The organism is Pseudonocardia kunmingensis (assembly GCF_006716445.1).
Lineage (GTDB): Bacteria > Actinomycetota > Actinomycetes > Mycobacteriales > Pseudonocardiaceae > Pseudonocardia > Pseudonocardia kunmingensis.
This window is the reverse complement of record NZ_VFPA01000001.1, coordinates 2917470-2931677: the sequence shown is the minus strand read 5'-3', so window position 1 is coordinate 2931677 and position 14208 is coordinate 2917470. Positions and strand designations below refer to the sequence as shown.

General features: G+C 72.6%; 10 protein-coding genes. 2 read left to right on the top strand and 8 right to left on the bottom strand.

The window, feature by feature from the left end:
• Window positions 1–20: 20 nt before the first annotated feature.
• On the bottom strand, window positions 21–1865 hold the full coding sequence (locus FB558_RS13960) for an acyl-CoA dehydrogenase (RefSeq protein WP_142052699.1): 1845 nt from the start codon (window positions 1863–1865) through the stop codon (window positions 21–23).
• A gap of 216 nt (window positions 1866–2081) precedes the next feature.
• Here FB558_RS13960 and FB558_RS13955 point away from each other — a divergent pair, with 216 nt between their 5' ends.
• Window positions 2082–3101 carry a peptidoglycan recognition protein family protein gene (locus FB558_RS13955; protein ID WP_142052696.1) on the top strand — a complete coding sequence of 340 codons (1020 nt, stop codon included), beginning with the start codon at window positions 2082–2084 and terminating at the stop codon, window positions 3099–3101.
• A gap of 21 nt (window positions 3102–3122) precedes the next feature.
• Here the strand turns inward: FB558_RS13955 and FB558_RS13950 are convergent, their stop codons facing one another.
• Both FB558_RS13950 and FB558_RS13945 read right to left on the bottom strand, forming a co-directional pair.
• Window positions 3123–3938: a glucose-1-phosphate cytidylyltransferase gene (locus FB558_RS13950; protein WP_142052693.1), complete on the bottom strand. Its 816-nt coding sequence runs from the start codon at window positions 3936–3938 to the stop codon at window positions 3123–3125.
• 94 nt (window positions 3939–4032) lie between these two features.
• The gene (locus tag FB558_RS13945; protein WP_142052690.1) at window positions 4033–4698 is read right to left on the bottom strand and encodes an IspD/TarI family cytidylyltransferase; all 666 of its coding nucleotides are present in this window, start codon (window positions 4696–4698) and stop codon (window positions 4033–4035) included.
• A gap of 125 nt (window positions 4699–4823) precedes the next feature.
• Between FB558_RS13945 and FB558_RS13940 the strand changes: the two genes are divergently transcribed.
• Entirely contained in the window at window positions 4824–7496 is a 2673-nt protein-coding gene (locus tag FB558_RS13940) for a LuxR C-terminal-related transcriptional regulator (protein ID WP_246106416.1), read from the top strand.
• A gap of 141 nt (window positions 7497–7637) precedes the next feature.
• Here FB558_RS13940 and FB558_RS13935 read toward each other — a convergent pair whose 3' ends face one another.
• From FB558_RS13935 to FB558_RS13915, 5 genes are all read right to left on the bottom strand, one after another.
• Complete coding sequence (locus FB558_RS13935; protein ID WP_142052687.1) at window positions 7638–9113, bottom strand: dynamin family protein; 1476 nt, start codon at window positions 9111–9113, stop codon at window positions 7638–7640.
• Window positions 9110–10933: a dynamin family protein gene (locus FB558_RS13930; RefSeq protein ID WP_142052685.1), complete on the bottom strand. Its 1824-nt coding sequence runs from the start codon at window positions 10931–10933 to the stop codon at window positions 9110–9112. The genes FB558_RS13935 and FB558_RS13930 overlap by 4 nt, the downstream gene beginning before the upstream one ends.
• Window positions 10934–11091: 158 nt before the next feature.
• Window positions 11092–11943, bottom strand: a complete 852-nt coding sequence (locus FB558_RS13925) for a hypothetical protein (protein WP_142052682.1) — start codon at window positions 11941–11943, stop codon at window positions 11092–11094.
• A gap of 434 nt (window positions 11944–12377) precedes the next feature.
• Window positions 12378–13013: an IniB N-terminal domain-containing protein gene (locus FB558_RS43240; protein WP_170231295.1), complete on the bottom strand. Its 636-nt coding sequence runs from the start codon at window positions 13011–13013 to the stop codon at window positions 12378–12380.
• 178 nt (window positions 13014–13191) lie between these two features.
• A complete protein-coding gene (locus FB558_RS13915; RefSeq protein WP_142052679.1) occupies window positions 13192–14043 on the bottom strand; it encodes an IniB N-terminal domain-containing protein in 852 nt (283 codons plus the stop codon).
• Window positions 14044–14208 lie beyond the last annotated feature (165 nt).

Genomic DNA, 14208 nt, shown 5'->3' with positions numbered 1-14208 from the left:
CCCGGTGTGTGAAGTGGGAGCTAGAAGGCTGCCTCGGACAGTTCCATCAGGCTGTTGTCGGTGTTCTCGACGATCGCGCGCTGCGCGCTCAGCTGCGGCAGCACCGTCTTCGCGAAGAACCGCGCCGCGCCCACCTTGCCCTCGTAGAACGCCACGTCGCGCTCCGAGGGCTCGCCGCCCAGCGCGGCGAGGGCCACCTCGGCCTGGCGCAGCAGCAACCAGCCGATCAGCACGTCGCCCAGCGCCATCAGCAGGCGCACGCTGTTCTGGCCGACCTTGTACAGGCTCGTGGGGTCCTCGGCCGACGCCATCAGGAAGCCGGTGAGCGTGCCGAGCATCCCCTGGACGTCGGCGAGCGCCGTGGCGAGCAGCGCGCGCTCCTCCTTGAGGCGGCCGTTGCCCGCCTCGGCGTCGAGGAACGCCTGGATCTCCCCGGCCACGTGGCCCAGCGCCTGACCGTTGTCGCGCACGATCTTGCGGAACAGCAGGTCGAGCGACTGGATCGCGGTGGTGCCCTCGTAGAGGGAGTCGATCTTCGCGTCGCGGATGTACTGCTCGATCGGGTAGTCCTGCAGGTAGCCCGAGCCGCCCAGCGTCTGCAGCGACAGCAGGAGCTGTTCGGTGGCGCGCTCGGACCCCACGCCCTTGACGATCGGCAGCAGCAGGTCGTTCACCCGTGCCGCGAGCGTGGTGTCGGCCCCGGTGGCCTCCCCTGCGGCGATCTGCTCCTGGAAGGTGGCCGTGTAGGTGTACACGGCGCGCAGGCCCTCGGCGTAGGCCTTCTGCAGCATCAGGATGCGCCGCACGTCCGGGTGGTGCGTGATCGTCACGCGCGGGGCGGTCTTGTCGAGCTGCCGAGTGAGGTCGGCACCCTGCACCCGCTCCTTGGCGTAGTCCAGTGCGGCCAGGTAGCCGGCCGAGAGCGTGCCGATGGCCTTGGTGCCCACCATCATCCGGGCGTACTCGATCACCTGGAACATCTGGGCGATGCCGTCGTGCACCTCGCCCAGCAGCCGGCCGACGGCGGGCGTGCCGTGCTGGCCGAAGGTGAGCTCGCAGGTCGTGGAGGCCTTGAGGCCCATCTTGTGCTCGACGTTCGTGACGAAGGCGCCGTTGCGCGCACCCGGCTCACCGGTCTCGGGGTCGAAGTGGAACTTCGGCACGAGGAACAGCGACAGGCCCTTGGTGCCCGGCTTCGGCGTGATCCCCGGGCCCTCCGGGCGGGCCAGCACGAGGTGCATGATGTTCTCGCTCAGGTCGTGCTCGCCCGAGGTGATGAAGCGCTTGACGCCCTCGACGTGCCAGGTGCCGTCGGCCTGCTGCACGGCCTTCGTGCGGCCCGCGCCCACGTCGGAGCCGGCGTCGGGCTCGGTGAGCACCATCGTGGCGCCCCACCCGCGCTCGATCATCAGCTCGGCCCAGCGCTTCTGCTGCTCGGTGCCGTTGCGGTGCACGACGGCGGCGAAGTTCGGCCCGGCCATGTACATGAAGGCGGCCGGGTTGGAACCGAGGATCAGCTCGGCGGCCGCCCACTGGACCGTCGACGGGATCCCGTAGCCCCCGAGCTCGGCCGGCAGCGACAGCCGCCACCACTCGCCGTCCCAGAGCGCGCGGTAGCTGTCCTTGAGCGACTGCGGCAGCGTGACGGAGTGGGTGGCCGGGTCGAAGACCGGCGGGTTGCGGTCGGCGTCGACGAACGACTCGGCCAGCGGGCCGACGGCCAGCGCGTTCAGCTCGGTGAGCACGCCGCGCACGGTGTCGGCGTCGATGCCGTCGTAGGGCGCGCTGCCCAGCCTGTCCTGCACCCGGAACACCTCGAAGAGGTTGAACTCGAGGTCCCGCAGGTTGCTCCTGAAGTGGCCCATGTGCCTCGTTCCCCTATCACCTACCCGTCGGTAACCCGAGCTTATTACTCATCGGTAACCGGGACAAGGCCGGGCTCGGAGCGCGTCATCACGCCCGACCGGGCGATCACACGTTCGAGCACCACCCGTTGTGCGACCAGAGCCCGTCACGCATCGTGCGGAGATCGACATTCATCCGACGTGCACGTGCTCCGAGGGCACCGGCGGGAGGACGACATGGCTCCTGATCTGCCCCGCCGCAGCGTTCTCGTCGGAGGTCTCGTCCTCGCCGGCTCGTTCGGCGGCCTCGTGCGGCCGGCCAGGGCGTTGGCCGCGGAGAGCCCGGAGATCATCGGGTGCGACGAGTGGGGCGCCCGCCCGAACCGCGACGTCATCCCGGTGTGGAACGAGCCACCGATCCGGATCATCGTGCACCACACCGCCACGGCCAACGTCGAGGACGTCAGCCGGGCGGCCGCCGACGAGGTCGCGCGCCTGATCCAGGGCTTCCACATGGACCGGCGCGGCTGGATCGACACCGGGCAGAACTTCACGATCAGCCGTGGCGGGTTCGTCCTCGAAGGCAGGCACCGCAGCCTCGAGGTCCTGCGTTCCGGTCGGCGCCACGTGGAGGGGGCGCACTGCACGGGGCAGAACGTCGTCGCCGTCGGCATCGAGAACGAGGGGACCTACACCGGCGAGAAGCCGCCCGACGCGCTGTGGGAGAGCCTGCGCGCGACGTGCGCCTACATCTGCCGGCAGTACGAGATCCGGCCGACGGAGATCGTCGGGCACCGCGACTTCAAGGACACCGCCTGCCCGGGCAACGCCCTCTACGGGATGCTGCCGACGCTGCGCGGAGAGGTCGCGGGGGTGCTCGGCGAGCGCCTGTCCGGGAAGGACGCCCGGCGGGCGTCGTGGCCGCTGTTGCGCACCGACGACCGCGGAGCCGCGGTGCAGGCGGCCCAGCACCTGCTGCGGGCCGTCGGCATGGCCGCGGTGCGGGCCGACGGCCACTTCGACGCCCGGACGACCGATGCGGTCCGCCGCTTCCAGACCGCGCACCGCACGGAGGAGGTCAACGGCATGCTCGGTGGCGAGTCGTGGCCGCTGCTGGTGACGGCCGAGGGTGGGGACCCGGCGGAGGTCGAGCTCGCGGTCCGGGCCCTCACCCCGGCGAAGGCGGTACGGGCGTCGTCGCTCTCGGGTGCCGACGACTGGCTGCGCCTGCTCGACGCCGCCGCCCGCCGCCCCTGACCCGCTGCGGGTGCGCCGACCTCACCAGGTGCCGGGCCCGTCCTCCCACAGCTTCCACGGGGCGTCGCCCGCGGCCCAGAGCCCGTTGAGGGCCTGGTAGTCCTTGTAGGTGTCCATCGCGGCCCAGAAGCCCTCGTGCTTGTTCACGGTGAGCTGCTTGTCGCGGGCCAGTCGCTGCAGGGGCTCGGCCTCCAGGAACAGGTCCTCCTCGTCGTCGAGGTAGTCGTCGAGGAACGACCTCTCGAAGACGAAGTACCCGCCGCTCACCCAGCCGGTGACCTGCGTGGGCTTCTCGTTGAACTCCGCCACGACGTTGCCGTCGACCTGCATCTCGCCGAACTTCGACGTGGGGTGCACGCCGGTGACGGTGCCGATGCGCCCGCCGTCGGCGTGGGCCTTCGCGAGGTGGGCGATGTCCACGGCGCTCACGCCGTCACCGTAGGTCATCATGAACTGCGGTGTGTCGATGTAGTCGCGGATGCGGCGCAGGCGCGCGCCGGTGCCCGCCTCGAGCCCGGTCTCGGCGAAGGTGATCTCCCAGTTCTCGTCGGCCACGCCGTTGCGGAACTGCGGTTGGTGGTCACCCTCGGACAGGGAAAGGGTGAAATCGGACATGTGGGACCGGTAGTCCAGGAAGAACTGCTTGATCTCCCAGCCCTTGTAGCCCAGGCAGAGGATGAAGCGGCGGTACCCGTAGTGGCTGTACAGCTTCATGATGTGCCAGAGGATCGGCCTGCCGCCGATGTCCACCATGGCCTTCGGCAGCCGCTCGCTGACCTCGCGGATGCGGGTGCCTTGTCCTCCGCAGAGGATGACCACCGGGGTGTCGTAGTCCATCAGGAAGCGTGTCCCTCCGCTGTATCGGGATTGCTACTCCGGGTGACTGGGGAGCGTGTCCGGGTGCGCATTTCGTAGCCCAGGCCGGGTGCCGTCAGCAAATCTCACGAGACGTGAGACTCTCTGCTATCGCGAGTTCGGCCCGGGTTGTGACATGCACGTTGCGCACGTCACCGGCCACGGTGACGACGCGGTACCCGCGCTCCACGAGCAGACCGGAGTTCTCGACGGGCCGGGGCCGGTCGGCGTGCACGCCGCGCAGCACCTCGGCCCGGAACGCCTGCGGCGTCTGCGTCAGCACGAGGTCGTCCTTCGGCAGGGTCTCGAGGACGCGCCCGCCGCCCACCCGCTGCACGACCTCCAGGATCGGGACGACCGGTACCGCTGCGTCCGCGCCGTCGCGCACCGCCGCGATCACCGACCGGAACAGCGCGTCGGACGCGAGCGGGTGGGCGGGGTCGGCCACCACGGCGACCGCGGCGTCGGCCGGCACCGTGGCGAGACCCGCGCGCAGCGACTCCGACTGGTGGTCCCCGCCCTCGGCGAGGGCGTCGACGGGCTCGCCCGTCCACGAGTGCCCCGGCGGGAGAACGAGCGCGACGCCGTCGCAGGTGCGGCGGGCGGCGGCGACCGTCCGGTCGACCATCCGCATCCCGCCGACCCGCTCGAACTGCTTGGGCCGGTCGCCGAACCGGCGCGCGGCACCACCCGCGAGGACCACCGCCCAGATGGGCCCGTCGGCGTCTCCGTCGCTGTCCACGTGCCTCCGCTCCGTCCGCTGATCGCGGCGGATCGTCCCACTTCCTCCGATCGGGCGACCGGGGTGGGCACGCCCTGCAACCGCCCGCTGCTGGGACGGGGACCACGCTGAGTACGCTGCGAGCAGTGTCGACGCGAACCCAGCCGGCGACTCGGACGCCGGAGAGGCTGCTCGCGGGTTCGCCCGCGGCGCGGCGCCTTGTGCACGAGGCGGCCGCGCGTTCGGCAGCGGTGCAGCGCGTCGCCGTGATCGGCCCAGGTGGCCACGGCAAGTCCGTGCTGCTGGACGCGCTCGCCGCGGCGTTCGCGGCGGCCGGCGCCACCGTCGTCCGCGAGCTGGCCGGCCGCACCGCGCTCGGCCCCGACGACGTGCTGCTGCTCGACGACGCCCACCTGCTGGCACCGGCCGAGCTCGAACACGTCGCCGCGCTCGCCGCGACACCGGGAGGCCACCTCGTGGTCGCCCACCGCCCGTGGCCGCGGCCCACCGGTACGGCGGCGCTCGGGGCGGCGCTCGCCGCGGCCCGTCCGCCGGTGGTGCTCGACCCCCTGGACCGCACGGGCGTGGCCGCCCGGGTGGCGCTGCACCTGAGCGCCGAGCGCCCGCCCGCCGAGCTCGTCGACCACGTGCTTGAGCGCACCGCGGGCGTCCCCGGCCTCGTCGACCGCCTGCTCGCCGTGCTCGTCGAGACCGCGGGGCCGGACCGGAGCCAGGTGCCGCTGCCCGACCGGCCGCCTGCGGGTCTGCTGGCGCAGCTCGGGTACGTCCTGCACGGGCTCGGCGACGACGTCTGCGGGCTGTTGCTGGCCCGGGCGCTCGGCGCGCCGCTGGAGGCCCAGGTCCTCGTGCCGCTGCTCGGCCTCGCCGAGGCCGGGACCGACGGCGCCGCACGGCTCGACGAGCTGCTGGAGGCGGCCCGGGCCGCCGGCGTGCTCACCGCCGACGGCGCGGCGATCCCGCTCGTGTCCGCCGCGGTGCTCGCGCGCACCCCGCAGGCGTCGCGGGTGGAGCTGCGGCGCGCGCTGGCCGAGATCGAGCTGGGCCGCGGGGGCAGCGTGCTCGCCGCGGCCCGCGGGCTGCTCGGCACGGGGGCGAGCGGCGCGCGGATCGCCGACGTCTTCACCACCGCGGCCGAGGAGGCCCTGCGCACCGGGTCGTCCTCGGCGGGCGAGCTGCTCGACGCCGCGGTGCGCGCCGGCGGTGCCGCGCTCGGGCTGGCAGCCCGGCGGGCCGAGGCCGCGGTGCTCACCGGGGACCTCGAGCTGGCCCTCACCCAGGCCGACCAGGTGCTGTCGGCTCCCGAGCAGGTGCCGCAGGCGGAGGCGGTCCGGGCCGGCACGGTGGCGGCCGCGGTGCTCGCGCACCGCGGCATGCTCGCGCGCAGCGCGGAGCTGTACCGGTGGATGGGCACCGCGCTGGGCCCGGAGCTGGGCAGCACCGCCGTGCTGGCCGTGCCCGCGCTCATCGGGACCGGCGCCCTCGACGAGGCGCGCCGGGTGCTGCACCCTCCTCCGTCCGCCGTGGGCGCCCCGCCCCGCCCGCCGACGCTGCTCGCCGGCGCGGAGGAGCTGATGGCCCAGGGCGCCTACGAGTCGGTCGCCGGGTCGCCCACGGCCGCGCTGTCGCAGCTGACCCGCGCGGCGTCGCTGCTGGAGTCCTCGCAGCGGGCCGCGCTCCTCCCGGACACCCCGGCCGCCCTCGCCGCGCTCGTCGCCGTGCACTGCGGGGAGCTCGACGTCGCCCAGTCGGTGCTCGAACGCGCGCTGCGGGTGCGGTTGGGCGGGCGCGGGGCGGTCACCCGCCACCGGCTGCTGCTCGGGTGGATCGCGCTGTTCCGGGGAGCCACGCCGGCGGCGCGCTCGGCGCTCGCCGCGGCGTCCCCGCCGGGTGCGCGGCTCGAGCCCCGCGACGAGCTACTGGCCGCGGCCCTCGAGGTCGCGCTCGCCCGCCGGGCGGGTGACCTCGCCGTGCTGATGACGGCGTGGGGCCGCGCCCGTGAGGCGATCGTGCGCCACCCCGTCGACCTGTTCGTGCTGCAGCAGCTCGGCGAGCTGTGGGTGGCGGCCACCCGGTTGCGGGAGTCGAGCTGGGTGCGCCCGCACCTGGACGAGGCGGCCGCCCTGCTCTCCCGGCTCGGCGACCCGGCCCTGTGGGCGGCCCCGCTGCACTGGGCCGGGCTGCAGGCGGCGATCCTCTCGGAGAGCCGGGAGGCCGCGCAGCGGCACGCGACGGCGCTGGAGGCGGCGGCAGGCGGCAGCCGGTACGCGGCGGCGATGGCCGCGGCGGCCCCGCACTGGGTGGGCATGCTCGACGCCGAGGTCGACGCCGAGGGTGTGGAGGCGGCGGCCCGCGGCCTGCACGCCGTCGGGATGGCGTGGGAGGGCGGGAAGCTCGCGGGCCAGGCCGCGATCCGCACCCGGGACCGCAAGGCGATGACCGCCCTGCTCGGCTGCGCCCGCGCGCTGCAGAGCAGCGGCCCGGCGGCGCGCGCCGTCGCGGTCGACGCCGACGCCGAGACGGCCACCGACCCGGGAGGCATCCCGGTCACCACGGCGGCGGAGTCCGAGTCCCCGCCCGACACGACCCCGGACGGCGACGGCCCCCTCAGCGAGCGCGAGCGCGAGGTGGCCGGGCTCGTGCTCGAGGGCCTGACCTACAAGCAGATCGGCGAGCGGCTGTTCATCTCGGCGAAGACCGTGGAGCACCACGTGGCGCGCATGCGCCAGCGCCTCGGCTCCGGCAGCCGCGGCGAGCTGTTCGCCCACCTGCGCCAGATCGTCGGCCCCGGCACCGACTAGCGAACAGCCCCCCACCCCGCACCTTGGAGCCAAGGTGCACTCAGGAGGGCCCTCCTGAGTGCAGTATGGCTCCAACGTGCGGCCTGGAGGGCCTGCCTGACCGCAGGATGGCTCCAAGGTGCGCGGATGGGCGGGTGTGGGTCAGCGGGGGAGGCTCGCCAGCACTCCCTCGCAGCTGCGGACCACCAGCCGGGCCACGTCCGAGACCGCGCGGCTGGACATCGGGCTCTCCGCGCGCCGCTGCCAGCGGCCTGCCGCGTCGATCGCGGCGTCCCACAGCTCCTGTGGCCCCGCGTCGGGCTCCAGCCCCAGCCGGGCCGCGGGTGCTCCGCCGTCGCCGCCGAGCAGGCGTTCGGCCTCCTGGATGGCCTCCTTCGGCAGCTTCACGGCGCCGGACCGCAGGGTGGAGAGCAGCCGCAGCTCCGCGAACTCGTGGGCGCCGGCGAGGATGCGTTCCAGCTCGGCCTGCAGCGGCGCGGCGGACGGGCGCGGCTCGCGCGACAGCACCAGGTCGACGGCCAGCAGGGCCGAGCGCGCCTTGAGCAGGTCGCGGCGCTCGGCGAACTGGGTGACGAGCACGCTGCGCAGCTCGTCGAGGCCGCTGCGCTTCACCAGCTCGGCGGCGATCTTGTTCGGGTCGGTCATGCCCTGGCGGATGAGCGTGGTGCCCAGCCGCACCCCGAACAGGCCGAACCGCTCCATGAGCTTCGCGCGCGTCTGGGCGTCGGGCGCGTCCAGCTCGGTGCGCGAGAAGCGGTCCGCGGACAGGAGCATCGACTCGATGTCGGAGCGCGGCAGGGCGGCGAGCGTGGTGAGCGCGGTGAACTCGTCCTGGCGCATCGTGCGCCCGGTCTGCGCGAGCAGCCCGGCCACCGCGACCACCGTCTGGCACAGCCCGCGGATCTTGTCGTCGGCCCGGTAGCGGCGCGCGATCCGCCGTGCCGAGGTCAGCGCGTCGAGCCGGCCGACGCCGATCTCGTCGGCCCGCGACAGCACACCGATCGTGTTGATCGGCGTGGCCCGGGCGACGCCCTGGTCGAAGAACGACTCGAGGAAGCGGACGTCCGTGGCGTGCAGGTGGCGCATCAGGTAGATGACGGCGTCGGCCTGGGTCGGGGCGTCCTCGGGGGCGAGGAACGCGCCCGCTCGCGCGGAGGTGTCGGCCGACAGGGACGCGATCCCCGGGGTGTCGATCAGGGTCTGGGCGCGCAGGTTCTGCGAGGGCCACTGGACCTCGAGCTTGTCGACCTGCTCGACCGGCATGCCCTGCAGGTCGAACGACAGGCCGCCGCCCGCGCGGTTGATCGTCAGCTGCCGCGGCGCCGCCGCGCGCGGGAACATCGTGACCTTGGGGATCTGCGCGTCGACGTACCAGGTGACCACACGCGTGCACTCGCCCGCGTCCGTCGGTGCGATCTCCTCGCCGACGAGCGCGTTGAGCAGCGTGGACTTGCCGGCCTTGACCTTGCCCGCGATCGCGACCCGCAGCGGCTCCTCGAAGCGCTGCAGGTTGTGCTGCAGCCAGCCCACCGCCTGCGGGCTGTCCTGGTAGGTCTCGATGGTGCGCCGCAGCAGGACGCGCACCACGGAACCGAGCGGCGGCGCGGGCGCGTTCACGAGGCCCCCCCGGCGGACACCGCGGCGGGCCGCTTCTCGTTCACCAGCGCGCGGGCGCGCTGGGCGAGGCCGTCGACGCGCGCGATCTCGGCCTTGAGGTCGCGGATGCGCTTCTCGCGCTCGGAGCTGTTGGTCTTCACAGCGCTCTGCGCGGCGCTGACCGACGCGGCGATGGAGGTGCTGACCTCCTCGGCGAGCGCGCTGAAGTGGTCGCGCAGCTGGCGCTGCGTGCGGCGCAGCATGTCGCGGGAGTCCTTCCCCACCTGGAACGTGACCTCGTCGATGTGCTTGCGCACCCCGTTCTTCGCGTCCGCGCGCCGCTTCTGGAGCATCCGCTTGCGCTCGTCGCGCACCGACTTGATGCCCAGCAGGATGCCGGCGGGCGCGCCCGCGAAGATCGGGAGACCGGCCAGGGTGCCCAGCATCCCGAACATCAGCATGCCGCCGTACCCGCCGCGCATGCCGGTGAGGAGCGTGTTGCCGATCCCGGTGTTCTCGTGCTCGGGCTCCGCGAGCGGGTCGACCTTGCCGGCGATGCCCTCCTCGTCGAACCGCAGCTCGGGGAGGTTGACGTCGGCGCCCTCGGCGAAGTGCTCGGCCACCTGGGTGGACAGCCAGCGGGCCCGCTCGGCCGCCCACACGAAGTTGGCCGACGCCGCCGAGGAGATCTGCTGGTGGAACCACTCGATGAACTGCTCCCACACCTCGGCGGGGTCGGCGTCGTCGATGAGCTGCTCCGCCTCGCGCCCGATCGTGCGGAGCCGGTCGCGCAGGTCGTACTCGATGTCGGACTGCAGGTCGGCGACACCGTCGTTCAACGTGATCTGCCAGCGTGACGAGCGCTGCTTGAGCTCGTCGGCGCGGCCCTTCGCCTTGGTCAGGTCGTGGACGAGGGCCTCCATCCGCTGGGGGTCCTCCTGCACGGCGAGCTCGGCCCGCATGCCCGAGGCCAGCTGCTCGGCGACCGAGAGGACGTCGTGGCTCGTGGAGCGCCGGTCGAGCTCGTCGGACTGCGCCACCACCTTGCGGAGCAGGTAGTCCACCAGCGGCTTGAACCCCGACTCGTCCATCAGCTCGGTGTCCTGCGACTTCGCGGCGTGCAGCCGCAGCACCGAGGAGACCGGGAAGATCTCGGCGACCACGCCCGCCCGGGCCAGGTGCCCGCGGTCGAGCTCCTCGATCCGCCGCCAGTGCGGGTAGAGGTCGGTCTTGGTGAGCACGCAGGCGACGTTCGGGCACAGCTTCATGGCCGCGTCGAGGAACTCCAGCTCCGGGCCGGTGTACTCCTGCGCGGCGTCGGAGACGAGCAGCACGGCGTCGGCGCTGGGCAGGGCCGACATCGTGGCCGCCCCGTGCGCCGAGCCGAGCCCGCCCACGCCGGGCGTGTCGACGAGCACCAGCCCGCCGGACAGCAGCTTGCGCGGCAGCCCCACCTCGGCGTAGCTCAGCATCGCCTTGTTGCCCGGGTTGCCGGCCTCGGAGACGTGCCGGACCAGCTCGCCGGCCGGCACCTCGGTGCGTTCCCCCGGCCCGTCCCCGCCGTCGCGGACCACGGCCGCCGCCGTGGTCTCCGCGTACTTCACGACCGTGGGCACGGCGGTGGCGATGTCGTCGTCGACCGGGCAGACCGGCGCGTTCACCAGCGCGTTGACCAGCTGGCTCTTGCCTTGCTTGAACTCGCCGACGATGAGCACCCGCACGTCGGGGTCGACCAGCCGCTTGCGTGTCTGCAGCAGCCTTCCCCCGAGGTCCGGACGGTCGTAGGCGGTGGTCGCCTTCAGTGCGAGGTCGACCAGCTCGACCGCTGCCGGAACCGCCACGTCGTCCCCGCCTCCCTCAAGTTCGATCGGTGCTACGGAACGGACTCGGTCATGACACCGGCCCCGCCACGTCGGGGTGTCCCGGACGGTGGCGGGGCCGGCAGCTCATCACCCGGCAGGCTACAACGCCGGACTTCCGGCGCTGCGACCCGTGACGGTCACATGACCTGGGTGTGGAGGGACTCCTCGGTCTCGTTGTTGCTGTTGTCGGTGGTCTCGCTGTTGTCGTTGAACGAGTCCTCGACCGAGTAGTCGCTGTTGTCGGTGGTCTCGCTGTTGTCGTTGAACGAGTCCTCGGTCGAGTTGTCGCTGTTGTCGTTGAAGGAGTCCTCGACGGAGTTGTCGGTGTTGTCCACCGTCGAGCCGCCGCCCACGGCCAGCGAGCCGCCGTCGTCGACGCTGACGTCGCCGTCGATCTCCGCGGAGGTGGCGTCGCCGTCGCCGAAGCTCGTGGTGTTGTCGTCGCCGATCACGGCCTCGTTGTCGTCGCCGGTGATGTTGCCGTCGCCCTTGACGTTGTCGTCCCCGACGACGTTGTCGTCGCCGGTGACGATCTCCGAGTCCTCGATGTCGTCGCCCGCCGCGACGGAGCCGTCGCCGGAGGCCACCGTGGAGTCGATGTCGATGTCCTGGTCGAAGTCGCCGCCACCGGTGTCGATCTGCTGGTTGACCGAGTTGTCGGTGATGGTGTCGCGGTCGTCGATGTGGTTGTTGGTGATGTAGGTGTTCAGGTACTTGACCGCGGCCTCGTGGTCGCTCTCGCCGGGCTCGGGCTCCGGGGCGGGCGGCGGCGGCGGGACGTGGATGTTGTTGCCGCCGGTGTTGTAGTCGCGGTCGAAGCTCGCGTCCTGGTTGTCCTCGAGCAGCACCAGCGCCTCGCGGACGTCCTCGGGCGAGATGTCACCGCACGAGGCGAGGAAGCCGTCGGGGTCGTCGCGGTAGGCGTCGAGTGCGCTCGGGTCCCGCAGGATGCTGAGGAGCAGCTCGATCAGCGTGGTCGAGTTCGTCATGGAAGGCCCATCTCCTGGATCGGTGGGGAGTACCGGTGCCGGGTGATCCGGCGTTGGGGAGAACGCTATGGCGATCGACCGCCGCGGCCATCGGGGAAAGGCCAGAGTCCTGGATGACGGCCCCTACGGGGATCGGAGCACCGGATCGTAGGGGGTCAGGGGGTCCGGTCCCAACCCCCTGACCGGGGGTTCCGGGCTCTCGCGCGGTCGAACAGCGCGCCGGGCCCGCCCGCCGGGCCGGATCGCGGTGATCGGTCCGATCCGCACGCTGTTGTGGTGCCGCCCGCGCTGGTGCGCGAGCCGGAACGATCGAGCCAAGGGGATCGGAGCGCGCCGCATGGGATGGCTGCGCGGGCAGCGGTGACGTGCTTCCCGGACCGGTCAGGTGGCGGTCCCCGTCGGACCGCGGGGTGCTGCGGCGCGGAGCGTCCGCGTCACGCCCCGCCGGACAGCGCCGGGCCGGGGTCCTCGTCGGGGCCGTCCGGGTCGGCGGCGTCGAGGTCGGCGTCGAGGTCGGCGAGCTCCAGGTCGAGCTCGGCGATGCCGGGGCCGACGCCCGATGCGTCGGGATCGTCGTACCCACCGAGGTCGAAGCCGTCCGCCGGTGCGGGGCCGGCGGCGCCCGGGTCGTCGAGGGCGGGGTCCCATCCGGCGGGGTCGCCGGGCGAGGTGACCGCGCCCGCGCCGTAGCCGAGGTCCTCGTCCGCCCCGAACGCGTCGAACGGCGTGTCGGGGACGGCGACGGGGGCGGCGGCATCCGGGTCGACGTCGGTCCACGCCACGTCCTGGACCGCGGGCGGGGAACCGTCGAGGTAGCGGGCCAGGTACTCGACGGCGGCCTCGTGGCCGTCACCCGCGGGCGGCGGGGGCGGCGGGGCGGAGTCGAGGGCGAAGTCGACGGTCTGGTTGTCCTGCACGAGCACGAGCGCGTCGTGCACGTCGGCCGGGCTCAGGTCGGCGAGGCCGTGGCCGGCGAGGGTGCCCTGGGGGTCGCGTCCGAAGGAGCTGCGCAGCTCGGCGTCGGCGTGCAGCGCCTGCAGGAACTCCATCAGGGACAGCGTCTCGGCCATCGGGGTCGTCTCCGGTGCTCGTGTGGTCCGACAACGGTATGTCCGGATCGGGCGGTGGCCATCGGGGATGCGGCACCGTCCCCCGTACCGGCGTTAGGGGATCGATCCCCCCGGGGCATGGCGAACGAGGGCCCCGCCGCCGGTGCGACCGGCGACGGGGCCCTCGGGAATGCGTGGGTCAGGCCTGGATCTCGACCGTGTGGTCGTGGTCGATCTCGTTGTTGCTGTCCTCGGTGGACTCGCTGTTGTCGTTGTACGAGTCCTCGGTCGAGTAGTCGCTGTTGTCGGTGGTCTCGCTGTTGTCGTTGAACGAGTCCTCGACCGAGTTGTCGCTGTTGTCGTTGAAGGAGTCCTCGACGGAGTTGTCGGTGTTGTCCACCGACGAGTCGCCGCCGATGGCGAACGAGCCGCCGTCGTCGACGCTGACGTCACCGTCGATCTCCGCGGAGGTGGCGTCGCCGTCACCGAAGCTCGAGGTGTTGCCGTCGCCGATCACCGCGTCGTTGCCGTCGCCGGTGATGTTGCCGTCACCGTTCACATTGCCGTCGCCGATGGTGTTGTCGTCGCCGGTCACGATCTCGGAGTCCTCGATGTCGTCGCCCGCGGCCACCGCGCCGTCGCCCGACGCGACCGTCGAGTCGATGTCGATGTCCTGGTCGAAGTCGCCGCCGCCGGTGTCGATCTGCTGGTTGATCGAGTTGTCGGTGATGGTGTCGCGGTCGTCGACGTAGTTGTTGGTGATGTAGCGGTTGATGTACTCCACGGCCGACTCGGAGTCGTCGCCGTCGTGGTTCACCGGCTCCGGCGCGGCGATGTGGATGTCGTTGCCGCCGGTGTCGTAGTTGCGGTCGAAGCTGGCGTCCTGGTTGTCCTCCTGCATGAGGACCAGGGCGTCGTGCACGTCGTCGGAGCTCAGGTGCCCGAGGCCGGCGTCGTCGAGCGCCTTCTCCGGGTTCTCGGCGAAGTCCTCGCGGGCCTCCTCGTTCCAGATGAGGCTCCGCAGGAACTCCAGCAGGGTCATGTCAGCCATCTCGTTGATCCCCTCAGTCGGTGTGTGCGGCTGGGTGGGCCGCGCTGCAACAGAAGTTAGGGGGATGGGGCCGGGGGGCCATCGGGGATCGCACAGGGTTGCGGGAAGGCCCGTTCGGGGATGCGTGGGGGCACCCGATAGGGGGATTGAGGGGGGTCCAAGATC